Here is a 23,691-nt window from a genome sequence, read left to right on the forward strand (position 1 = left end):
GCCCATCCTGCGGGAAAGCCTCGGCTTTCCCGTTTTGCTTTCCGGCCCTCTAACTTGCTGAATTACCCCAACTTTCACCTCTCCGGTGGCCGTGCTAAACTCTGCCTTTTACGGCGTTGCTCGCACTCCCAGGCAGGCTTTACCCTCAAACGACAGAATGCTCTATGCTAAAACGGCTGTTTAAACTGATATCCCCCCGAAGCAACGCCGCCGGCCCTCCTCAACCGATTATCATTCCCCGCGATCAGCACAATGTGTCCCGCCAATTGATCAGCCAGGCGGCCATCCGGGTAATGAAGCAACTCAACCAGCACGGCTACGAGGCCTATCTAGTGGGCGGCGGGGTGCGCGATCTGCTGCTCGGCGGCCATCCCAAAGACTTTGACGTGGCCACCAATGCCAAACCAGAGCAAATCAAGGGGCTGTTTCGCAGCGCCCGCATCGTCGGCAGGCGCTTTCGCATTGTGCATGTGCGTTTTGGCCGCGAGGTGATAGAGGTCACGACCTTCCGCGGTCATCACGATGCGGCGCGCAACGAGCACGGCATGGTGCTCAGGGACAACGTCTACGGCAATGTGCACTCGGACGCTGTGCGCCGTGACTTTACCGTCAATGCGCTCTATTACTCGCTCGACGGGTTTGCCGTACACGATTACACCGGCGGCATCCACGATCTTGAAAAGCGCGTGCTGCGCATTATCGGCGACCCGGCAACCCGCTATCAGGAAGACCCCGTCAGAATGCTGCGGGCAGTGCGCTTCGCCGCCAAGCTGGGGTTTACCATCGAGAGCAAAACCCAGGCCCCCATACCCGAACTGGCGCCGCTGCTGGCCAATATTCCCCCGGCGCGGCTGTTTGAAGAAGTTCTGAAGCTTTTTCTCGCGGGCTCGGCCACCGCCACTTTCCACCTGCTGAGAGAACAGGGCCTGTTTGGGCAACTGTTCCCCGGCACAGAAGCGCAGCTCGCTGCGGGCGACACCGTTGCCCTGGCGCTGGTCGAGCAGTGCATGTGCAACACCGACAAGCGCATTCGCGCCGGCAAATCGGTGACTCCCGCATTTATTTTTGCCGCCCTGCTCTGGCCCGTACAGCAGGCGCGCCTGATACAGCTGAGCGGCAACATGCCTCAGGGCCAGGCCTTTGCCGAAGCCGCCAGTCAAGCGGTGGGGCAGCAATTGGCTCGCACCTCAATCCCCAAGCGTTTTTTGATCCCCATGCGGGAGATCTGGGATATGCAGCACCGCCTGAGTCTTCGAAGCGGTGGGCGCGCCTTTAAAATGCTTGAGCACCCGCGCTTTCGCGCAGCCTACGATTTTACCCTGCTGCGCGAAGACGCCGGTGAGCCGCTCGATGGCCTCGGCAACTGGTGGACCCAGTTCCAGGCGGCCGACGAGAGCGAAAGGGAACGCATGGTCAGCGCCATCAAAGCGCCCGGTAAAGGCCGCAAGCGCCGTAGCCCCCGCAAAAAGGCTCCGGCAAAGCGGAACAGCGAGTGAGCACAGGGGTTTTTTGCTACATTGGCCTTGGCAGCAACCTCAACCAGCCCGTCGACCAGCTTCGCCGGGCCGTCTCGGCCCTTGAACAACTGCCGCAGTCGCAACTGATCAATGTCTCGTCTTTCTACCGGTCGAGCCCGGTGGGCCCCCAGGATCAACCGGACTTCATCAACGCCGTGGCCTGCCTGCACACCCAACTACCGGCTGCGGCCCTGCTCGAGCAACTGCAAACCATAGAAAAGGCTCATCATCGTGAGCGACTGGTCCATTGGGGGCCTCGCACCCTCGATCTCGACCTCTTACTCTACGGTGAGAGCACCATCAACAGCGAGCGCCTGACCGTCCCACATCCCCACATGAAAGAGCGCGCCTTTGTCTTGGTGCCCCTGGCCGATATTGCCCCGGGACTGCGGTTGCCCGATGGCGAGTCGGTCACACTGCTGGCCGCCCAGTGCGACCGGCAAGGGCTGGCCGTCACCGAGCGCGATGGTTAGAATTGACCCAGCCAACAGAGGAGTGCGGTGTGGCCGATTTGTTTGAAAAGCTGTCTTTAGACCTCAATGGCGTTGAACTGCCTCGCTACATCGCCATTGAAGGGCCTATCGGCGTGGGGAAAACCACGCTCAGCCGCAACCTGGCGCGCCTTTTCAACTACGATCTGTTGCTTGAGCAACCGGAGGAAAACCCATTCCTCGAACGCTTTTATCTCGACCCCAAATCTGTCGCCTTGCAGACCCAGCTGTTTTTCCTGTTTCAGCGGGCCGGGCAAATACAGCAACTGCGCCAGGACGATTTGTTTCGCCAGGCACGTGTTGCCGATTTTATGATTGAAAAAGACCAGCTGTTTGCCCAGGTCACCCTCGACGATGACGAACTGGCCATCTACCAGCAGGTCTATGAAAAGCTCACGCTCGACGCTCCCAAGCCCGATCTGGTCATTTACCTGCAGGCGCCGCTGGACGTGCTGCAAGCGCGCGTTCGGCAAAGGGGTATTGCCTATGAGCAATCCATCAGTGACGACTACCTGAAAGTGCTGAACGAAGCCTACACGGCATTTTTCCACTACTACGACGCAGCGCCGCTGCTGATCGTCAACGCCCAGGATCTGAACCTGGCGGACAATCGCGATCACTTCAAGCAATTGGTTGAGTATATCGTCACCATTAAAAGCGGACGCCACTACTACAACCCCACACCGGTTCTGTAACCGGGGAGTTCACCCATGCCCTATGTACAAGCAGACAACACCGGCGGTCTGGAGAAGAAAGTCACCATACAGACCCTGCGGCGGATGCGCGGCCAGGAAAAATTTGTCGTGGTATCACTCTACGATGCCCCCATGGCAGCCATGGCGCAGAAGTGTTCGGTAGAGGTGGTGCTGATCGGCGACTCACTGGGAATGACCGTATTGGGATACGACAGCGTCATCCCCGTGACCATGGAGCAAATGATCTATCACGTTGAGGCCGTCGCCCGTGGCAATGACAAATCGCTGATTATTGGCGACCTTCCCTTTATGACTTACGCCACTCCCGAGCAGGCCATGATCAACGCCACCCGGATCATGCAGGCGGGCGCCCACATGGTCAAAATTGAAGGCGGCCTATGGCTCACCGACACCATCCGCATGTTATCGGACAGAGGGATACCCGTGTGCGCTCACATCGGCCTGACACCGCAGTCCATGCATAAATTTGGTGGCTTTCGGGTGCAGGGTCGCGATGCCGAGCGCGCCGCTACTTTGCTGGACGATACCCGCGCACTCAACGATGCCGGTGCCGACCTGCTGCTTGTGGAGTGCGTACCCGCTGAGCTCGGCGAGCAAATCACTCAGGCGTCGGCGGTGCCGGTTATCGGTATCGGCGCCGGCGCTGAAACCGATGCCCAGGTGCTGGTGATCAACGACATTCTCGGCCTGACGCCCCAACCACCGAAGTTTTCCAAAAACTTTCTCGAGCAGGCTGGCGACATCCCGGGGGCACTGAAATGCTATCGTGACGACGTCAAGACCGGACGGTTTCCCGGCCCGGAGCATCAATTTAGCTAGAGCCTGTTAACTCTGCCTGCTAAACGCGCACCAACCTTTTTAACGACTTCGCTTGCGGCGCCTGAGGGTAGTGCTTGAGGATGTAGGCAGCCACCGCCCGGGCTTTCTCCGGCTCGCCCAGAGGGCCCGCCAGGGCTTTGGCGAGCAAGGTATAGGCAGTGGCAACACTCTGATCCGGCGCTACCCGCTTATGCAGATTGGCCAGCAATTTCACCAACAGGCGATACTCTTTGGCCTTGCCGAGCGCTTCAGCCGCCGCCGCGGCGACGGCTGCGCTGGCGATGCGGTAATCGCTTTGGCGTTCACTGGTTTGCCTGAGCAGGGCAACCGCCTCACCCTGCCGCCCCGCCTCTAGTAGAAGACCCGCCAGATAATCCGTGTGCCGGGCAATCGCCTGCTCGTCCTGGGTGTTGAGCAGTAGGCGTTGATAATGACGATGCAGATCGAGGTCGTCGCGGCAAATGTCTAGCAAGCTGCGCATCTGCTCGCGCGCTCTGACGTAGTCACCGGTTTTTTCCAGCACAATAACAGCGCCAAGGCTTCTGGCTCGCTGGAACGCAGGTTCATCCAGCGACTTTTCCTCGCTAGCCATATCGACAATACCGATGGCATCGCGGTACTGGTAGAGCGCATAGCCCATAAGCGCGTGAATCACCATGGAGAAATAAATACCGGCGCCGACGGCTACCGCAAAATGGTAAGAGGTGTCCAGCGCGGGTATCAGCCAGTGCTCAAGCGCCACCGGCCCAAGGCCAATCACAGCTGTCAGTATCCACAGCGCAATATAGGGTCCAAACCCCATGGCACCGATCAAATTGATGATATCCAGCGGGTTTGCCGCTCTGAGACAATTTTTTTCCAGTGCCAGAATCATAATACTGGCTGGCAGGGCCGCTGCCACCAGTGCGCCGACACCCAGCGCGACACGCACATCGGCGAGGATTGCGGCGGCGACAATCGCGGCCGCAAACAGCGCGTAGATCACCACCATCTGCAAAAACAACCAGTGAGGATCGGGCTTTGCCAGAGTGATCAGGCCCGGCGGCCAGCGTCGCCCCTGCGCCCGGTCGGCGAGCAGGGAGACGTAGTATTTCACCAGAATAATCGAAAATATCAGGGCATAGGAAATGGCGAGTAGGCCATTGCCGAGAGCGAAAATACCGCCAACCCCTACCAGCATAACCAAGAGCGCATTGATATGAAGGGGGTAGATAAACAGATAGGGAAGCACTTGCCAGAAAGGCAGCTGCAGGCGCGGATCGTCTGCGGGGATCAGTGGTGAGTGGCAGAGGATACACACCGGACCTGCTCGGCCCCACATGGCATTGGTGCCATCGGGAATGCACTGCTCACTGTATTTCGTGTCGCAGTGATCGCAGTACCAGGCGGCTTTGGCGCCTTTGACAAAATCGCACGCGGTTCGCGCCATAGTCCCTTGTACACGCCGAAAAAGAATAGTGGTCGGAGCGAGAGGATTCGAACCTCCGACCCCCTCGTCCCGAACGAGGTGCGCTACCAGGCTGCGCTACGCTCCGACTGTCAGACTAGAGGCCGCCGCAGCCGGCGACTCTGCTCTGAAAGAGCGCGCGATTATAGCGCATGGGCAATTTTATTGTAAACGGCGCACAGGCGATTCTTACCTCACCCGGCCGCGCGGCATAAAAAAACCGACGCCTTGGGGGAAGCGTCGGTAAAGAAGACCATTCTAGGAGTAACTTAAAGGAAAGATCCTATCGACCCGGAGGTCGCCCGGAGGCCGATTCAGGGAGTTGTTCTCAACCTCCGGTACCTTAAGTATTGCCCACAAGCGCCAAACTTCCACCCCCAAGCCTGTAGACCTTAAATCAATTGGAGATAGCGACGAGGGTATGCAGATGATATGGCTATATATTGAACATTCTCCCACTTAATGCCTGACCAATAATCGTAAAAAGGGTCGCCAAAGGAAAACCTCGGCCTGACCAGGATTGAATTCCGAGCCAATCACGCGACCTAGAACCACCAAAACAAATGAATATTGCGACAAAATGGAGCAAAAATAGCAATTAGTCCGCAGTTTACCGCCAACCGGCTTTACAAAAATTAAAAATGAACATAAATTGCCTTACCAAACAGGCCATACCAATAATAAGCCTGTCAGCCGGCACTCTGGATTGCCGGGCGCATTGCCACACACTCCCATGAAGGGCAGAAGTACTTCGCTCCGGCACAGCGGATAACCAACAGGACGTGCCGGTTCGCAGAGCAACCTTCATCTGATCCGCCAGCAATCAAACGGTATTGATGCGATTGGTCGGTATGGTTCATACCAGCGGTAACTGATTGCGACATTCATTTATAACGTTAACAACGGTAATGTCCAATGAAACTATCTATAGCAAAACTACTGCCCACCGGCGCCCTGACGCTGGCCATGACGGCAGTGCACGGTTATGCAGTAGCGGGCCCTGTGGGCTATGCAACACTGAACGGCGGCACCACTGGCGGCGCCGGCGGCGAGGTGGTCTACGCCACCTCAGGCACACAGATACACGCGGCGCTTTGCAACCGCCCGGCAAGCGACACCCCCATCATCATTCACGTGGAAGGCACCATTAACCACGGCAACACCAGCAAGGTATCCGGGGACAGTTGCAACACCGCTGACGACAAAATTGAAATCAAAGACGTCAGCAATATCTCAATCATAGGTGTGGGCAATGGCGCACTGTTTGACGAACTGGGTATTCATTTGCGCGGTGCATCGAACATTATTTTGCAAAACCTGCATGTGCGCAATGTGAAAAAATCTGGCTCACCCACCTCCAACGGCGGCGATGCCATTGGCATGGAGAGCAATGTCTACAACGTCTGGGCCGACCACCTGACGCTGGAGGCCTCCGGCGGCGAGAGCGCCGGCTACGACGCCCTGTTCGATATGAAAGCCGAAACCAAATACGTCACCCTGTCCTACAGCATTCTGCGTAACTCGGGTCGCGGCGGCTTGGTAGGATCGAGCGACGGCGACACCAACAACGGGCCGGTGACCTTTCACCACAACCTCTACGAAAACATCGACTCGCGCACGCCACTGCTGCGCGGTGCGACAGCGCACGCTTTCAACAACTACTACCGGGGTATCAGCAAATCCGGCATGAACCCGCGCATTGGTGGGCGGATGAAAGCCGAGCACAATTACTTTGAGGATTCCAAAGACCCGTTGGGCACCTTTTACACCAATGACATGGGCTACTGGGAAGTGAGCGGCAACATCTGGTCAAACATCACCTGGACGGCAGACGACGATGACAACCACCCTGCCGGCCCCAACCCGGTATCGACCACCTCGATCAATATTCCCTACAGTTACAGCCTGGACGATGCCACTTGCGTGCCACAGATTGTTCTGGCGGCCGCCGGTGCCAACACCGGCCTTGCGCAGTCAAACGGCAGCTGCCAGGTGTCCAGCAGCTCAAGCTCTTCCAGCGAGTCATCTTCGAGCAGTTCCAGCTCATCGGCGCAGAGTTCCTCAAGCTCCAGTGAGCCGACAGAGCCCGGCGAGCTCGGTAATAACCTGGCCATCGGCGCCGGCTCCGACGGATCTAGCAAAGGCGATGGCAGCTACGGCAGCGTGCGCGATGGCAACCTGTCCTCCTACTGGCAGCCCTCGGGCAGCAGTGGCGAGCGCATTTCCATCAAGTGGGGCACTGCCACCACCATCAACACTGTGATTATTCGCGAATTGAATGGGGCCACTGGCGCCTGGCGGCTCGAAGACAACAGCACCGGTGAGATTCTGGCATCCGGCAATGGTCTGGGCGGTGAAGCCGTTATCAGCTTCGATGAGATCACCACCGACAAGGTCAACTTGCTGATCGACAGCGCCAGCAGCGCGCCGCAAATTGGCGAATTCGAGGTCTATAATGCCTCCGGCCCGATCGCCAGCTCATCATCCAGTGACGCCTCCAGCAGCTCCTCAGTGCCCAGCTCTTCCAGCAGCTCCTCAAGCTCTGGGGCCAGCGAGACGCTAGTGCTGGAGGAGAACGATGGCTTCTGCGACCTAGAGGGCACCATCGACAACAACCACGCCGGCTATGGCGGCAACGGCTTTGCCAATACCGACAACACCGCCGGCAGCGGTATCAACTGGTCGGTCACTGTGCCGACAGCCGGTGAGTACCAGCTCGCCTGGCGCTATGCCAACGCCAGCGCTAACCGCCCGGCGGATGTGCGGGTCAACGACTCAGTGCAAGCCAGCCTGGACATGAACGGCACCGGTGGCTGGAGCAGCTGGAACGACTCGCAGAGCGTTTCCGTCTACCTTGAAGCGGGCTACAATACCCTGCGCCTGCAAGCGACCAGCAACGCGGGCCTTGCCAATATCGACAGCCTCAGCGTCAGCGGGCTGGCACCGACAGCGGGCGATTGCGCCGGTGGTAGCAGCTCCTCCAGCAGTGTCAGCAGCGCGTCGAGCAGCTCCTCCGAGCAATCGTCCAGCGCCAGCAGCGAGCCGCTCGTGCTCGGCAGCAACCTGGCACTGGGCACGGGCGCCGACGGTAGCAGCAAAGGCAATGGCACCAGCTACGGCAATGTGCAGGACGGCAACGCCAGCTCTTACTGGCAACCCTCGTCCGCGAGCAATGAGCGCATTTCGGTCAAAGGCCTGTCCGGCAGTTTCAATACCGTGATTATTCGCGAGCTGAACAGCGCCACCACCAGCTGGTCGCTGGTCAATAACGACAACGGTAACGTGCTCGCCTCAGGTGCCGGTTTGGGCAGCGAAACTCTCATCGGCGGCTTCGGCTCCATCAGTGCCGACAAGCTCAACCTGGTGATTCACTCGGCGAACAGCGCACCGCAGATTGCCGAGTTTGAAGTCTATAACGCCAGCGGTTCGGTAAGCAGCTCTTCAAGCTCCGATGCCAGCTCCAGCGACGCCAGCTCATCCAGCAGAGACAATGGCTCAGGGAGCAGCAGCTCTTCGTCCCAGGGCACAAGCTCCAGCAGTTCGTCTTCCAGCGACAACGGCTCCAGCTCATCGAGTTCATCCATTGATTACTCGGGCCCAATCAGCGATGACTGCATCGACCTGGTGAACGACCCATACGTCAACTGGCGCGATACGTCACTGCAAACCGACCAGGAAATTGTCGAGTGTTTGTCGCAGACACTGGGCCGCGCTGTCGGCTACGGGGAAAACGCCCTGGGCGGTTACGACCCGAATGGCAACAGCACACTCACCATAATCAGCAAAGGCGGCTCGAGTTCCGTTGAGCAGCAGCTGCTTGATGCCATTACCGGTGACGAGCACAACTGGATCGTCTTCGACAAGTTTGACTTTGCCGGTGAAACGGAAATTTCCATGCACCGTTTGCACTGCGCCAACCCGGATGTGCTGAGCGCGATTGGCGGCACCGAGGCGCAATGTATCGACTACCACCAGTGGTGTGATGACAAGGGCATTTCAGCGGGCAGCTGTGCGGCTGAGTTTTACAACGACCGGCTGAACGACAAAGACCTGCCGATCCGCAACGTCAAGGTCGGCTCCAATAAGACCATCGATGGGCGCATGAGCAATGGCTACTTCCGTTTTAACGGCTTTGCCATTGGCAGCGACAGTTCCGGGCAACCAGTGCAGACCGCTGAAAGTGTGATCCTGACGCATCTGGATTTTCGCGGCGCCGGTCACACCGAAGACCACGGACTGGACCCGGATATGATTCGCAACACCGGTGCCTCGCACGACATCTGGATTCACAAAAACACCTTCGACACCACCGGTGATGCGGCCTTTGATGTGAAAGTCGGCGCTTACGACATCACCATTTCATTCAACAAGCTGATCAACGTCAAGCGCGCCGCGCTGCACGGTTCCAGTGACAGCCGTACCATCAACGAGCAGATCACCACCACCATGCATCACAACGCCTTTGTCACCACCGATGATCAGTACAACTCTTTGGGCAATACCCTGCGCCGTGTGCCATTGATTCGACGGGGCACCTCGCACATGTTTGAAAACTTCTTTATGAACTACCGCAAGGACATCTTGAGTGTCCGGGTCGGCGCGACCGTTCTGTGGGAAGACAACATGGTGCTGATGAACCGTATTCATCAGGAAAAAGACGATGTCTATCAAGCCCTGGCGGAGCGCGGTGAAGAGCTGGCGCGTGATGTGGACGGCGGCAACTTCCGGGCGGAAAACACTCGGGTGTGGTTCTCCGACGCGTCCTGCAATCTGGACCCGGCCCTGGAGTACACCATTACCGATACCTCCGGCAGCGTGCCCGATTTAACGCAGGATTACTCCCAGGCCTCGCGTGATACCATCGCCGAGAACTTCCTTGGCGCTGGGCAGGCGCTGGCGGACTATGTCAGTGCCACCGCCGGCAAACACGGTCAGCGGCCTTTCACCTCGCCGCTCGGTTACGAGCCCTGGTACGTGCTCGGTCTGGGTCAGGTGGCCTGCCAGTAAACGCAAAACCTCTCACTGTCTCCCGACATGAGTTAGCCGGCCTCAGGGCCGGCTTTTTTATAGCGCTATATCCACCCACACCAGTCGGTGATCCGAGCTGGTGGCGCGACCCTTTACCAGATCCGCCAAGGGGTCCTCCTGCGCCGGCCAAAAAACACCCGCTTCCCCCACCACCAAATCACTGGACGGCAACACATAATCGGCGCGCATTCCCCAGGCGGCGGTGTGCCAGGGCGCATGGGGATTATCCGGCCGCATTTCGCGGGCGCCGACACTGGTTGGCGCCGGGTCTGTCACGGCGGGACTTTCCAGCAAGGCGGCAATGGCGTCCCGGCGCCCGTCCCCTTCCACCGTTGATGCGTTTAAATCCCCGAGCACCACAAAACTCGCCCCTTCAGCCAGTGAGCCGTAACGCCCTGTGTCGTCATACAGGTAGTCGGCGCGGCCGGAAATATAGTCGACCCAGAGGCGAATCTCATCGTGATTGCGACGGCCGTTACGATCTTCCGGCCCGTCAAATACCGGTGGCGTCGGGTGGCTGGCGAGCAGATGCAAGGTTTTTTCCCCAACCCTCACGGGAATATCCCAGTGCGACTTGGACGACAGGCGCAACAGCTCCCAGTACTCGGGCGGGTAGTAGGACTTACCGGAGGGCAGTACCGGCTTAAGCGCACCGGGCATATCCTTCCATTTAAAGGTTTGAAAACGGCGCACTTGCGAAGTATCAATCGGGTAGCGGCTCAGCAGCACCATACCGTACTGGCCCGGATAGTAACCAAAGCCATAGGTATCATTGGGGTGGCGGATCTTGCCATCGCCGTCGAGATCGCCGGGAAAGAGCTCACCGGTGTTGACCGGGGCGGTATAGACGTAGGGATAGTACAGCGGTTCTTCACCGCCCTCGCTTTGCAAAAATAACCGCTGAAACTGCTCGATGGTTTTGTAGGGTTCGCGGGTATAGTCAAACTCGTTCAGCAAAATAATATCTGGCCTTACATGGCGAATAATCCGGGCAATGCTCTGAATTTGCGGCTGCCCGGTTTTGGCCAGCGCTTGTGGCAGCAGCTCAGCGCTCAGGAGGCGGGTATCGCTTTGGTAATTGCGCCCTTCCATGCTGACATTAAAGGTGGCGATCCGGATGCTGGTCATTGTTTCACTGTTTATCGCTTTGTTATTCACACTCACACTCGCCGAGCCTCGCGTCCGGTCATTCGCGCACCCCATCAGCACCATCGGCAAGAGACACAAACCTAACAACCACCCAGCCAACGAAGAGCTTTGCCCATTCACACCCAGCACCTCACCGAAAAAAGGGCACAGGGTAGCGGCTCCTTGTGACGCCTCAATGACGATTTTCTGTCATTTTTCTGTCAGCAATTCGTCACGTTTTGGTCACCTAAGTTTCGCATAGATTGGTTAGATTCGACGGGCCAAGACGCAAACAACTCTAATAATTTCTCCAATCTACGGCTGCCCAAACGCCACTGATGTCTTCCTTGGAAAGCGTCAGGAGGTGTCGTGCGCCATTTTTTGCGGTTTGGCCCAATGACCATGGAGCAACCTAACGGGAATACAATGCCATGAAAAAGCAGTTTACCAAACAGACTCTGACACTTGCGGTTGCCGCAGCGATGGGGGCGGCGCTACCGGCTTTCGCACAGCAAACCACCTCGGCAATCCAGGGGGTAGTGACCGACGCCAGTGGCAATCCGCTGGAAAACGCACAGATTGTCATCACTCACGAACCGTCCAACAGCATCAGCGAATTCACCGCGGCGCAATCCGGCCACTTTAACGCACGCGGCCTGCGCGTCGGCGGCCCCTATACCGTGACCGTGACCTCCGATGCCGGCACCCGCACCGTGCAGGATCTCTACCTGACACTCGGTGATGCCTACCAGCTTGAAGTGATTGTCGGCCAAGTTCAAACCGAAGAAATTCTGGTAGTGGGCAACCTGCAAGAACAAAATTACGCCGCCGTCGGTCCCAACACCACCTTTAGTCTGCACGACCTGCAGACCGCCCCGGCCATTGATCGCGACCTGAAAGATGTGGTGCGCCTGGACCCGCGCATTTACATCGACGAGGCCTTTGTCGATGCCATCCAGTGTGCCGGCGCCAACCCGCGCTTTAACAGTTTGACCGTTGACGGCGTACGCATGAACGACAACTTTGGTCTCAATAACAACGGCTACCCGACCGAGCGCATGCCCTTCTCTTATGATGCCATTGAGCAGGTAGCGGTAGAGCTGGCGCCCTTTGATGTGCAATACGGTGGTTTCAGCGCCTGTAACATCAACGCCGTCACCAAATCCGGCAGCAACGAGTTTCACGGTGCCGTGTTCTTTGATTACACCGACGACTCTATGAGCGGCGACTCTCTGGAGGGCACTCCCATCGACGTTGCCCCCTATGACGAGCAGCGCTACGGCTTCAGCCTCGGCGGCCCGATTGTCAAAGACAAGCTCTTTTTCTTTGCCGCTTACGAAAAGCTCGAAGGCGTCGATACCTTTGACCGCGGCACGGCCGATGCCAATGTCGCCACACCGGTTGAAGGCGTCAGCGCCGCGCAAATGGCGGAGATTGAACGCATAGCCAACGAAGTCTACAACTACTCACCAGGTGGCCTGCCCTCCAGCCTGCCGGTAGAGGACGAAAAACTGCTGGTCAAGGTGGACTGGAATATCACCAATTCACAGCGCGCCTCCTTTACCTACAACTACAACGATGGTTTCTCCATTGCCCAATCCGATGGCGATTCCAATGAGCTGGAGTTTTCCAACCACTACTACGAGCGCGGCGCCGAACTGACCTCCTACGTCGGCCAGCTGTTCTCCGACTGGAGCGATAACTTCTCCACCGAAGTCAAAATCGGCTACCAGGAATTGGACAACCGTCAGTTGTCACTGGGCGGCACTGACTTTGGTGAAGTGCAGATCAGCACCAGCAACGACCACGACAACGACGGCAATGCGTCGCGGGCTACGGTTTACCTGGGCTCGGATGACTCGCGTCACGCCAACAAACTCACTTACGAAAACCTGAACCTAAAATTTGCCGGGACCTATCGCCTGGACAACCAGACCTTCTTGTTCGGTTACGAGCGCGAAACCTTTGATGTTTTCAACATGTTTATTCAGGAAGCCGAGGGCGAGTACCGCTTTAGCTCCATTGAAAACTTCGAGGCAGGCATTCCCAGCGTTATCATCTACGAAAATGCCGCCGGCACTAACGTAAAAGACGACGCGGCCGCCTCTTTCGAGTACGCCATCAACACCCTCTACCTGCAGGATGAGATTTTCCTCCAGGGCGGCGACCTGAAAATTGTGGCCGGCCTGCGCTATGACTGGTATGAAAGTGACGATGTCCCCACGCAGAACTACGACATCCTCGCCGCCTACAACATCGATAACCGCCACAACCTGGATGAGGCAGACCTGTTGCAACCGCGCCTGGGCTTTAACTGGAACATCACCGACGCGTTTGAAATCCACGGTGGTATCGGGCTCTACTCGGGCGGCAACCCGAATGTGTGGATCTCCAACAACTACTCCAACGATGGCGTGACCCAAATTGAAGTCTCCGACAGAACCGGCACCTCGATTCTCGATATGGACTTCAACGGCGAAGGCCGCCCCATCTATGACATCCCCCAGCATCTCTTCGATGCCGTGGCCAATAACGAAGGCAGCAACGGCGGTGTCAACTTGATGGACCCGGACTTTGAAATCCCCTCGGCCTGGAAATACGCTTTGGGAACCAGCTATGAGTTTGATGGCAACCTGGTGGTTTCGGCCGACCTGCTCTACACCCAGTTTGAAGACTCCGCGATCATCTCCGACATCTCGCGCGTTCAAACCGGCACGGCCTTTGACGGTCGCCCGATTTACGGCAGCATCGACGGTCGCAGCCAGGACTTTATGCTCACCAACGTCAAGGACGATGCCGGCGAGGCCATTACCCTGTCCATGGGCGTGAGCAAGTTCTGGGACTTTGGTCTTGAAACCGCCTTGGGCTATGCCTACTCGGATGCCGAAGACGTCAATCCCATGACCAGCTCGGTGGCCTTTTCCAACTACACCAACCTGGCGACGGCTGATCCGGAAAACCCCGGCACCGCCACCTCCAACTACAACATCCCGCACCGCTTCACTACCAAAATCGCCTACGAGCACGCCTTCTTTGGCGACTACAAAACGCGCATCACCCTGTTCGGCTCAGCAAACGAAGGTCGCCCCTACAGCTACACCATGAGCGACGGTTTTGTCTTTGGCGACTCCACCGGCTTCGTTGAGCGCCATCTGCTCTACGTCCCCACCGGCGTTGACGATCCGAACGTTGTCTGGGGTACCAATGAAGACGGCGAAGCCTTCGACACCGACGCCTTCTTCGCGTTTGTCGATGCCGAAGGTCTGGAGCGCGGCCAGGTCATGGAGCGCAACGAACTGAACAGCGACTGGTGGGTGAAGTTTGACCTGAAAGTTGAGCAGCAACTCCCCGGCCTGATGGAAGGTCACAACACCTCCTTGTTCTTCATGATCGAAAACCTTGGCAACCTGCTGAACGACGATTGGGGCGTGCAGTACGAAGCCAGCTTCCCCCGCGCTCAGGCTGCGGTCGACAATGGTATGGACGATCAGGGTCGTTACGTCTATAACGAATTCCTCGACCCCGCCGGCCCTACACGTGTCGGCCGCTCGTCGCTGTGGGAATTGCGTCTCGGTGTGCGTTACGAGTTCTAAGCACACCACAACGCTTAGCGAAACAAGCAGCCTTCGGGCTGCTTTTTTATGACTCTTTACCGCGCCACAGCAAATAGACCGCTGGCAGCACCACCAACGTCAATATCAGCGTACTCAGGGTTCCACCGATCATAGGCGCGGCAATGCGCTGCATGATCTGCGAGCCAGAGCCGGCACCGAACATAATCGGCAGCAGCCCGGCAAACAAGGTGGCCGCCGTCATCACGATGGGTCGCAGGCGCAAAAGCGCGCCCTCCTTGACGGCCTCCAGAAGCTCGCCGCGCGACAAGACGTCATCGCTATGGCTGCGTTTTTGCCGGTACGCAAGCTCCAGATACACCAGCATCAGCACACCGATTTCCACGGCAACCCCTGCCAAAGCAATAAACCCCATAGCAACGGCTACCGACCAGTAATAGCCCAGCAGGCTCATGAGCGCGATGCCCCCCACCAGTGAAAACGGCAGGGTCACGAGGATAATTGCCACCGGCATAAACTGGCGAAAATTCAGATACAGCAAAAACACAATAACCACCAAAGTCACAGGCACCACCAGCGTGAGCCGCTGCGCCGCCCGCTGCATGGACTCGTACTGGCCTCCCCAGCTGAGTGAATAACCGGCGGGCAATTCCAGCGAGCGTGCCACGGCCGCCTGGGCCCTTTCAACATAGCGGCCAATATCGCCCTGGGTATCCACATACACCCAGCCATTGAGCCTGGCGTTTTCACTTTTGATCATCGGCGGGCCATCTTCCACTATTACCTGTGCGATGTCGCCGAGCGCCAGGGTGACACCGGTGGGAGTGACAATCGGTAGGTTGGCGATGGCCTCGGGCGAGTCCCGGTAATGCTGCGGAAATCGCAGGCTCACCGGGTAGCGCGCCTCGCCCTGCACCGTTTGGGTCAGGGTTTCGCCACCAATGGCCGTGCGAACCAGCTCCTGCACATCGGCAATGTTCAAACCATAACGCGCTGCCGCCTGGCGCTGAATATCAATGGTGATATAGCGCCCACCCGAGACGCGCTCAGCGTAGGCGGATTCGGTGCCGGGCACCTCGCGAAGTATCGTCTCAAGCTCTGCACCAAGGCGCTGAATCACCGCCAGCTCCGGCCCGGCAATCTTGATGCCCACCGGCGTTTTCAATCCGGTGGAGAGCATATCAATACGGGTTTTAATGGGCATGACCCAAGCGTTGGTCAGGCCAGGGAAATCAATCAGCCGATTAAGCTCGGCCTTGATACCCGCCATATCCATGCCCGCACGCCACTGACTTTTAGGTTTGAACTGAATAACCGTTTCAATCATGGTCAAAGGCGCCGGATCGGTGGCGGTATCCGCGCGACCAATTTTGCCAAACACCGTCTCTACCTCGGGCAGGGTTTTGATCAGCCGGTCCGTTTGCTGCAGCAGCTGTCGGGCCTCGCCGACAGAGAGCCCGGCGTAGGTCGTGGGCATATACATCAAGTCGCCCTCATCGAGGGGCGGCATAAATTCACTGCCCAATTGCGTGGCCGGATACACGCCCGCCAGCATCACCAGCAAAGCCGAGAACACTGTGGCTTTAGGATAGCGCAAGGCTGCACTCAGCACCGGGCGGTAGAGGCCGACCAGCATGCGACTGACCGGGTTGCTCCGCTCGGTTCGAATGCGGCCGCGCACACAATAGCCCAGCAGCACAGGTACCAGAGTCACCGCTAGCCCAGCGGCGCTGGCCATGGCGTAGGTTTTGGTGTACGCCAGTGGGCTGAAAAGCTTGCCCTCCTGCGCGCCGAGGGCAAACACCGGCAGAAAACTCACGGTAATAATCAACAGCGAAAAAAACAGCGCCGGACCGACTTCCGCCGCCGACTGGGCGACGATTTCCCAGCGCCGCGCCTTGCTCAAGCTCTTGTGGTCTTGTCCCTGCAAGTGCCTGTGCAGATTTTCAATCATCACCACTGCGCCATCGACCATAGCGCCAATGGCAATAGCAACACCACCGAGCGACATAATATTCGCGTTGATGCCCTGCAGATTCATAATCACAAAAGCGCCCAGAATCCCCAAAGGCAAACTGACCAATACCACCAGTGCCGAGCGCAGATGAAAGAGAAAAACCGCGCACACCAGCACTACCACCAACAGCTCTTCACCGAGCTTTTGGTAGAGATTTTTCACCGCCGAGAAGATCAAACCCGAACGATCGTAGGTGGTCACCACCTCCACGCCATCCGGCAAACTGTTGCTTAAGTATCGCAGCCGCTCTTTAACACGCTCGATCACTGCGGCGGCATTTTCACCGCTGCGCATCACCACAATGCCGCCGACCACTTCGCCCTCACCGTTGAGCTCGGCAATCCCCCGGCGCATGGTCGGCCTCAGGCTGACCTCGGCGATATCGCCGAGGGTGAGCGCCGTGCCCTGCTCGCTCACCCCGAGAGGGACAGCGCGCAAATCGTCGAGCGATTCGATGTAGCCGGTGGTGCGCACCATGTATTCGGCCTCGGCCATTTCAATCACCGAGGCACCGGTTTCGCCGTTGGCACGGCGAATGGCCGTGGCCACTTGCGCCAGCGGAATCGCGTAGGCACGCAGCATCTCCGGTTGCACTTCCACCTGGTACTGGCGGTCCATGCCGCCAACCGTCGCCACCTCTGACACACCGGCGACCGACTGCAATTCGTATTTTAAAAACCAGTTTTGCAAACGCGTCAGCGCCTCAATGTCGTGCTGACCCGTGCGGTCGATTAGCGCATAGTTAAACACCCAGCCAACGCCCGTGGCATCCGGTCCCAATTCTGGACTGGCCGTTTCCGGCAACTGACCACTCACCTGATTGAGATATTCCAGCACGCGCGAGCGGGCCCAGTAGAGATCCGTGTCCTCTTCAAATAACACATAGACAAAGGAGTCACCAAAAAACGAAAACCCGCGCACGGTTTTCGCGCCCGGCACCGCCAGCATGGCGGTGGTCAGCGGGTAGGTCACCTGATCTTGCACCACCTGGGGCGCCTGCCCCGGGTAGCGGGTTTTGACGATGACCTGTACATCGGACAAGTCCGGAATGGCATCCACCGGCGTTTGCTTTAACGAGAAAAGACCGAGCACCAGCAAGAGTGTGCTGGCCAAGAGCACCAGCGGGCGGTTATGAACCGACCAATGAATCAAAGCGCGAATCATGGGTTAGTCTCCCCGGCCGGTTCGTGCTGAGCGTGGTCGTGTTCATGGGGCATGTCGTGCGCGCCGTGTGATGCTCCATCTGACACACCGCCATGCCCCATTGAATGATGGCTGTGGTTCTGTGGCGCCGTAGAGCCGCGCTCATTGTTTGCAGGCTGACTCAGACGCTCCAGTTCCACATGCACGCTGGATTCCGAGTCGATCAGAAACTGGGCGTTGGTCACCACCCGGTCGCCCTCGTTCAGGCCCTCAAGCACCTGGGTAAAACCCTGGGCGCGCACACCGGTGCGAATCACCGTTGAGCGGAACACACCGGGCTCGAGCTGCCTGACAACACGCTCGCCTTGACCCGTTCTGATCACGGCCGTGTCGGGAACCGTCAACATGTCGGTATCGCTGTCGGTTTCAATGCGGATTTGCACCAGCATGTTGGGCTGCAATTGCTGCCGATCATTGGCGATCACAATGCGCGCACGGGTAGTGCGATTGTCCGGGTTGAGCACCGAGTAGAGGTAGTCAATTTCACCGCGCCATTGCTCCCCGGGGTAGGCTTTAGCGCTCACGCTGACGCTCTGCCCCTTGCGCAACCAACCAGCCTGTTTTTCAAACACCTCGGCAATCACCCAGACGTCTTCCAGCGGCCCCACCGACAAGGTGTTTTGCTCAACAGAGACAAAACTGCCATTGGCCACGCTCAATTCGGCCACCACGCCAGAACCGTGGGCGTAGTAGGCAATGTCTGTTTTGACTTGGCGGCTCTTTTCGATGTCGGCAATTTCCCGCTCGGGCACGCCCTGGGCGACCAGTTTGGCGCGCGAGGCGCGAATCAAACTGCGATTACTGCTGGCCAGTGCCTGCAGAAATTCCTGCTGGGTATTGCGAATATCCGGCGAATAGAAATCAAAAAGTTTCTGGCCCTCGGTGACGGGGTCCCCCACCGCATTCACCGAAAGATTGGAAATCCAGCCGCTGGCACGCAAATGAAAGTGCGTCAGGGTTTGCTGGTTAAAGCTGACAAAACCCACCGCATCAATCGAAGGGCTCAACGGCCTACGGGTCACAGGCGCGGTGCTCACCCCCAGGTGCTGCTCCACGGCGGGCGAGATGCGCACATCGGCCTCGTTATCGCTGGCGCTGTCGGCATAGACCGGCACCAGATCCATCCCCATGGGGGATTTGCCCGGTTGGTCCCGGCGAAAGGACGCGTCCATAGGCGCTACCCAGTAAAGTGGTTCGCGCTCACTGCCCGCCTCTGAAGGCGCTTTTGATTGCTCTGCCGGCTTGCCCGTAAAAGTCATTCCAGCCCAAAGGCCCATACCAGCGGCGAGAACCACTGACAAAATCGTTTTGTAATGCATAGTACCTGCTCACAGAAAATGAAACCTTGCCCGTATTACGGGCGCACTTGTCCTGTGTCAGGCGAGAATGGGTGGGCGATAGACGGGCGCCGAGTGATCGGGGAGAACTTGGCGCGCCAGCCAAACGCTGTTGGCGGCGCGACGGAAGGGAAACAATTGCTGGGTGCTGGGCACAACCGCAAAAGCGCCACAGACGCCGGGGCAGCAACACTGCCCCTCGCAGTGCATGGCATCATCGGCTGGATGATGCTCGCTCGCGGACATTTCATGGCACTCGGGCATGGGCTGATCCGGCACGCCAAGAGGCGCAGCCGAGCTTATCAGCCCCTGCCCCAGCAATACCAAAATCACCAATACCCGAAATATCATCGCCGCTGCGTTCTGCTCTGCGTTTTCCTGTGAATCCAGTGAGTATGCATCAATGACCGCTAGCGCGCCACCTGCGCCAGCACAGTCTCCAGTGCCCGCGTCAGTGAGGCATCACTGCCACTGTAGCGCAGGCCCTGGCGGGCAAACTGTTCGGACTGAGCCGGCACAGCCAACCGCCAGTAGCTCTGCGCCAACAGCAGATAGGCACGGGCACTGCGCCGATCAATGCGAAGGGCTCGCTCGGCGCTGGCGATAGCGTGTTGATAGTCCCCATCGCCGTAGTAACGCTCCGCCTGGCCCAGCAATGCGTTAACCGCCGAATCGCTGTTGCCCCCCGGTGGTGGCGCCGGCTTTGCAGGTTCTGGCTGGCTGAGGCGCCAGCCGCTGTTGTCCTCGGCCGGCGTTTCGGTTTGCTCTGGCGCGCCAGCGGGGCGGGTATCCAGCACACCGCCACGGCTTTCTCCGGCATCGCTCACAGGTGCGCCGGGCTGGCTGGCGCAACCAGCCAACAAAACCATAGTGAAAAGAGTGCCGCCCGCTAAACCGTTTCTAGCTATCATCAATTCCAAAACCTCTGCCACCAACTGCCCTGGCGCTCGCGGCGCTCGAGCCGGCAGGGCACCGACTCGGCAGGCAAATAATCACTGTGTAAGGGCACCCAGATGGCACCCTCACAACCCTCGGCACTTAAAAGCCCTGTGTGCCGGTCAACCCAATCGAACACGGTGCTCTCGGGCGGCGTGATGTTCACGCCCCGGGTGGGCAGCTGTGTCATTAAATCCGCCCAGACCTTAAGGGCGCCGCCACTGCCGGTCAAGGGTGTCTCGGCGTTGTCGTCACGCCCGACCCAGCTCACCGCCAGATGCTCGCCACTGAAGCCCGCAAACCAGCTGTCGCGCTGATCGTTGGTCGTACCGGTTTTACCCGCGAGTGGCAAATCGGCCGGAAAGCGGTGGTATACCTGCCGCCCGGTACCCTCGCGCAGCACCGCCTGCATGGCGTACTGCAAGGCAAACACGCCCTCGGCGCTGAAGCGCTGCTCAATCTGCAGCGGATAGCGCTTGAGCGGCTCGCCGGTAGCCGTAAGCACGTCGCGAATAGCGCGCAGTGGGGTGTAGGTGCCCTCTGCCGCCAGGGTGTGATACACCCCGGCCACCGCCATAGGAGACATATCGATAGCCCCCAGGGTCATGGCCGGCACGGGCGGGATATAGCCATCAAAGCCGGCGCGCTCAAGGGTGTGAGCCACCTGCCGCAAACCGAGCTGCATCCCAAGGCGGGCCGTGGCCTGATTATAGGATTGCACCAGCGCTTCAAGCAGTGGTACTTGGCCATGGCTCTGGCGGGAATAGTTCTGCGGCTGCCACAGTTTGCCATCGTCGCTCTGCACCGTGACCGGCTCGTCGGACACCTGAGTGCCCAGGTGATAATTGGCCGGCTGCTCCAGGGCGGTGAGGAACACCAGAGGTTTCATCAGTGAGCCGACCGGCCGCTTGGCGTCCAGCGCCCGATTAAAACCGGCGTAGCGCGGGTTACGATCCCCCACCAGTGCCAGCACCTCGCCCGCGCCCACGGAGGTCACCACCATGGCAGCCTGCAGATTCTCGGTTTTGTAGCCTGCTTCCAGCTCGCTCAGGCGCGTGGCAACGGCCTCCTCCGCCTGGCGCTGCACCATGGGCGACAAGGTGGTGAAGATGCGCAGGCCTTCGCTGCGCAGATCCTCTTCGCGATAGTCCCTCGCCAGCTGGCGCTTAACCAGATCGACAAACGCCGGATAGGTGGTCTGGGCGTTTTGGCCGGGTTCCACCACCCCGAGAGGGGCAGCCTGGGCGCGCTTGAGTTCGGCGCTGTCGATCAGGCCATCGCGGTGCATCACACTAAGCACCAGGTTGCGCCGTTTGGTCGCCCGCTCGGGGTTGCGCCAGGGATTGTAATAAGAGGCACCTTTGACCAGCCCCACCAACAGCGCCACCTGCTGGGTATTGAGCTCGGAGACCGGCTGGCGAAAATAATACTGTGAGGCCAAGGCAAACCCGTGAATGGCCCGCACGCCACTCTGGCCGAGAAACACCTCGTTGATGTAGGTTTCGAGGATTTCCGATTTGCTGAAGTGCAATTCCAGCAAAATCGACATCACCGCCTCCTGCGCCTTGCGGGTCAGGCTGCGCTCGTGGGTGAGGTAGAAATTTTTCACCAGCTGCTGGGTAAGAGTACTGCCGCCCTGGACCACATCACCCGAGCGCAAGTTGACCCAGGCGGCCCGGGCAATGGCGGTGGGGGATACCCCGTAGTGATCGAGAAACTGCTTATCCTCCACGGCCAGCAGTGTCTCGCCCAGCAGCGGCGGCAGGTCTTTGAGCTGCACCAGCAGCCGATCTTCTTTTTGTGTGGGATAGATGCCGCCAATTTGCTCCGGCTCCAGACGCACCAGCGGCAGAGGTTTGTCGTCGCTGGTAAGGCTGACCACCCCTGTAGGCCCCAGAACCACATCAAACAACAAGGCCTTGTCGCGACCGTCCCAGAACTCAAAGCCACGGCTGTAGATACGGTAGCGGGTGTAGCCGCCGGCGGTGTGGCGGCTGAAAAAGCCCGGACGGGTCACCGAGGCCACCGGCCGGTAGCTGAGCGCATCCAGCTCCCGCTCCAGCAGATTGGGCGTCAGGCTCAGGCCCTCGTATAGCTCCAGCGGCCGGGCGTAGACCCGCGCCGGCAGGGCCCACTTCTTGCCGTCGAACTTCGCACGGACAATCACATCCAGGTACACCACCCACAGGCCGGCGGCGATCACCGCCGCCAGCAGACCGTAGAGAAAGAGGATTTTCGCCAGCGAGCGGGCGTGGGTTTTCCTGGCAGGCGCTTTTTTGCGGGAGCGGCGGCGCGGTGCGGGCGTACGGCGTTTGGTCATAGTGGCTCAGTTGGGCTTCGCGCTTTGATAAGGGCGCGCTTATTTTGCATAATGTGCGGCTGATTACAATCGCACAACGTGAACTGTCCGACATCCCGGTCCTATTCGCGTTCACCTCGAGGCTCACTATGACCCAGCAATACCACATCTACGGCATCGGCGCGGCGCTGGTGGATACTGAAATCACCGTCACTGACGCGGACCTGGCCAGCATGGGTGTGGACAAAGGGGTCATGACTCTGGTGGATGAAGCCCGCCAGAGCGAGCTGATTGCCTATCTACAAGATCATCTGGTGGCCTCCCAGCGCGCCAGCGGCGGCTCGGGTGCCAACACCATTATTGCCGCCGGCTACTTCGGCTGTCACAACTTTTACTCGTGCAAAGTGGCCGATGACGACAACGGCCACTTTTATCTCAAGGACATTGAGGACGCCGGCGTCAGCTATCCCAGACACATCGGCACCAGTGCCGGTATTACCGGCAAATGCCTGGTGATGATTACCCCCGATGCCGAGCGCACCATGAACACCTTTCTCGGTATCAGCGAGACCGTCTCCACCGCCGAGCTGGATGAAGCGGCCATTGCGGCTTCGCAGTGGGCGTATATTGAGGGCTATCTGGTCAGCTCAGACACGGGCCGCGCCGCCGCCATTGCCCTGCGCGAGATGGCGCAAAGCCGCAACACCCGAGTGGCACTGAGTCTGTCGGACCCGGCTATGGTGCGCTTTTTTAAAGACGGGCTGGCAGAGATGATTGGCCCGGGCGTCGACCTGCTGTTCTGCAATCGCGATGAAGCGCTCGGCTACACCGACAGCGAAACACTGAACGACGCCATAGAGGCACTCAAAGCAATTGCCAAGACCTTCGCCATCACCTGCGGCGCCGAGGGCTCCTATGTGTTCGACGGCGAATCGGTCACTCAGATTCCCACCCAAAAAGCCAAAGCCATAGACACCAACGGTGCCGGTGACATGTATGCTGGTGCCTTTCTCTACGCGCTGAGCCGAGGCGAGAGCCTGATCCGCGCCGGTGAGTTTGCCAATATGGCGGCGACCCAGGTGGTCACCCAATATGGTCCTCGTCTGCGCGCCGAACAGCATCAGCAGGTCAAGGAAGCCTTCTTTGGTCAGGCAAAGGCCCAGTCGAACTGATCATCCATT

14 protein-coding genes and 1 tRNA gene are annotated in these 23,691 nt (G+C 58.7%); 7 read left to right on the plus strand and 8 right to left on the minus strand.

Features of this window, described 5'->3' with window-relative positions:
* The first annotated feature begins 164 nt into the window (after positions 1-164).
* From pcnB to panB, 4 genes are read left to right on the plus strand one after another with little or no spacing between them, the layout of a single operon-like run.
* Complete coding sequence (pcnB, locus tag QWI16_RS07185; RefSeq protein ID WP_302712111.1) at positions 165-1,496, plus strand: polynucleotide adenylyltransferase PcnB; 1,332 nt, start codon at positions 165-167, stop codon at positions 1,494-1,496.
* Complete coding sequence (gene folK, locus QWI16_RS07190) at positions 1,493-1,990, plus strand: 2-amino-4-hydroxy-6-hydroxymethyldihydropteridine diphosphokinase (RefSeq protein WP_302712112.1); 498 nt, start codon at positions 1,493-1,495, stop codon at positions 1,988-1,990. The genes pcnB and folK overlap by 4 nt, the downstream gene beginning before the upstream one ends.
* 29 nt (positions 1,991-2,019) lie before the next feature.
* A complete protein-coding gene (locus tag QWI16_RS07195; RefSeq protein ID WP_302712113.1) occupies positions 2,020-2,703 on the plus strand; it encodes a deoxynucleoside kinase in 684 nt (227 codons plus the stop codon).
* Between the two features lie 15 nt (positions 2,704-2,718).
* The gene (panB, locus tag QWI16_RS07200; protein ID WP_302712114.1) at positions 2,719-3,543 is read left to right on the plus strand and encodes a 3-methyl-2-oxobutanoate hydroxymethyltransferase; all 825 of its coding nucleotides are present in this window, start codon (positions 2,719-2,721) and stop codon (positions 3,541-3,543) included.
* Between the two features lie 19 nt (positions 3,544-3,562).
* On the opposite strand, the gene QWI16_RS07205 is transcribed toward panB, so the two are convergent.
* Together QWI16_RS07205 and QWI16_RS07210 are read right to left on the minus strand one after the other, a co-directional pair.
* A complete protein-coding gene (locus QWI16_RS07205; RefSeq protein WP_302712115.1) occupies positions 3,563-4,972 on the minus strand; it encodes a hypothetical protein in 1,410 nt (469 codons plus the stop codon).
* Between the two features lie 29 nt (positions 4,973-5,001).
* Positions 5,002-5,078 (minus strand) — tRNA-Pro (locus tag QWI16_RS07210).
* 827 nt (positions 5,079-5,905) lie between these two features.
* Here QWI16_RS07210 and QWI16_RS07215 point away from each other — a divergent pair.
* Positions 5,906-9,997, plus strand: coding sequence for a pectate lyase family protein (locus tag QWI16_RS07215; RefSeq protein ID WP_370659922.1), 4,092 nt, complete (start codon positions 5,906-5,908; stop codon positions 9,995-9,997).
* 57 nt (positions 9,998-10,054) lie between these two features.
* On the opposite strand, the gene QWI16_RS07220 is transcribed toward QWI16_RS07215, so the two are convergent.
* Positions 10,055-11,146, minus strand: coding sequence for an endonuclease/exonuclease/phosphatase family protein (locus tag QWI16_RS07220; protein WP_302712116.1), 1,092 nt, complete (start codon positions 11,144-11,146; stop codon positions 10,055-10,057).
* 431 nt (positions 11,147-11,577) lie between these two features.
* Here QWI16_RS07220 and QWI16_RS07225 point away from each other — a divergent pair, with 431 nt between their 5' ends.
* Positions 11,578-14,739, plus strand: coding sequence for a TonB-dependent receptor (locus QWI16_RS07225; protein ID WP_302712117.1), 3,162 nt, complete (start codon positions 11,578-11,580; stop codon positions 14,737-14,739).
* A 46-nt stretch (positions 14,740-14,785) separates the two neighbouring features.
* On the opposite strand, the gene QWI16_RS07230 is transcribed toward QWI16_RS07225, so the two are convergent.
* Genes QWI16_RS07230 through mrcB form a run of 5 tightly spaced genes read right to left on the minus strand, consistent with a single transcriptional unit; the run spans position 14,786 to position 22,531 of the window.
* Positions 14,786-17,899 carry an efflux RND transporter permease subunit gene (locus tag QWI16_RS07230; protein ID WP_302712118.1) on the minus strand — a complete coding sequence of 1,038 codons (3,114 nt, stop codon included), beginning with the start codon at positions 17,897-17,899 and terminating at the stop codon, positions 14,786-14,788.
* Positions 17,896-19,257 carry an efflux RND transporter periplasmic adaptor subunit gene (locus QWI16_RS07235; protein WP_302712119.1) on the minus strand — a complete coding sequence of 454 codons (1,362 nt, stop codon included), beginning with the start codon at positions 19,255-19,257 and terminating at the stop codon, positions 17,896-17,898. The genes QWI16_RS07230 and QWI16_RS07235 overlap by 4 nt, the downstream gene beginning before the upstream one ends.
* Positions 19,258-19,314: 57 nt before the next feature.
* Positions 19,315-19,626, minus strand: a complete 312-nt coding sequence (locus tag QWI16_RS07240) for a hypothetical protein (RefSeq protein WP_302712120.1) — start codon at positions 19,624-19,626, stop codon at positions 19,315-19,317.
* A gap of 59 nt (positions 19,627-19,685) precedes the next feature.
* A complete protein-coding gene (locus QWI16_RS07245) occupies positions 19,686-20,186 on the minus strand; it encodes a tetratricopeptide repeat protein (RefSeq protein WP_302712121.1) in 501 nt (166 codons plus the stop codon).
* Positions 20,186-22,531 carry a penicillin-binding protein 1B gene (mrcB, locus tag QWI16_RS07250; protein WP_302712122.1) on the minus strand — a complete coding sequence of 782 codons (2,346 nt, stop codon included), beginning with the start codon at positions 22,529-22,531 and terminating at the stop codon, positions 20,186-20,188. Before mrcB ends, QWI16_RS07245 begins: the two co-directional genes overlap by 1 nt.
* Positions 22,532-22,659: 128 nt before the next feature.
* Here mrcB and QWI16_RS07255 point away from each other — a divergent pair, with 128 nt between their 5' ends.
* A complete protein-coding gene (locus tag QWI16_RS07255) occupies positions 22,660-23,682 on the plus strand; it encodes an adenosine kinase (RefSeq protein WP_302712123.1) in 1,023 nt (340 codons plus the stop codon).
* Positions 23,683-23,691: the final 9 nt, after the last annotated feature.

Origin of the sequence: Gilvimarinus algae, from assembly GCF_030518215.1 — a bacterium.
Taxonomy (GTDB): domain Bacteria; phylum Pseudomonadota; class Gammaproteobacteria; order Pseudomonadales; family Cellvibrionaceae; genus Gilvimarinus; species Gilvimarinus algae.

Bases quoted from the DNA above. Each gene is read 5' to 3' on its own strand.
- QWI16_RS07245 (WP_302712121.1), bottom strand. From the start codon at position 20,186: ATGATAGCTAGAAACGGTTTAGCGGGCGGCACTCTTTTCACTATGGTT.
- mrcB (WP_302712122.1), bottom strand. From the start codon at position 22,531: ATGACCAAACGCCGTACGCCCGCACCGCGCCGCCGCTCCCGCAAAAAA.
- pcnB (WP_302712111.1), top strand. From the start codon at position 165: ATGCTAAAACGGCTGTTTAAACTGATATCCCCCCGAAGCAACGCCGCC.
- QWI16_RS07215 (WP_370659922.1), top strand. From the start codon at position 5,906: ATGAAACTATCTATAGCAAAACTACTGCCCACCGGCGCCCTGACGCTG.
- QWI16_RS07220 (WP_302712116.1), bottom strand. From the start codon at position 11,146: ATGACCAGCATCCGGATCGCCACCTTTAATGTCAGCATGGAAGGGCGC.
- QWI16_RS07205 (WP_302712115.1), bottom strand. From the start codon at position 4,972: ATGGCGCGAACCGCGTGCGATTTTGTCAAAGGCGCCAAAGCCGCCTGG.
- QWI16_RS07225 (WP_302712117.1), top strand. From the start codon at position 11,578: ATGAAAAAGCAGTTTACCAAACAGACTCTGACACTTGCGGTTGCCGCA.
- panB (WP_302712114.1), top strand. From the start codon at position 2,719: ATGCCCTATGTACAAGCAGACAACACCGGCGGTCTGGAGAAGAAAGTC.
- QWI16_RS07235 (WP_302712119.1), bottom strand. From the start codon at position 19,257: ATGCATTACAAAACGATTTTGTCAGTGGTTCTCGCCGCTGGTATGGGC.
- QWI16_RS07240 (WP_302712120.1), bottom strand. From the start codon at position 19,626: ATGATATTTCGGGTATTGGTGATTTTGGTATTGCTGGGGCAGGGGCTG.
- QWI16_RS07255 (WP_302712123.1), top strand. From the start codon at position 22,660: ATGACCCAGCAATACCACATCTACGGCATCGGCGCGGCGCTGGTGGAT.
- QWI16_RS07230 (WP_302712118.1), bottom strand. From the start codon at position 17,899: ATGATTCGCGCTTTGATTCATTGGTCGGTTCATAACCGCCCGCTGGTG.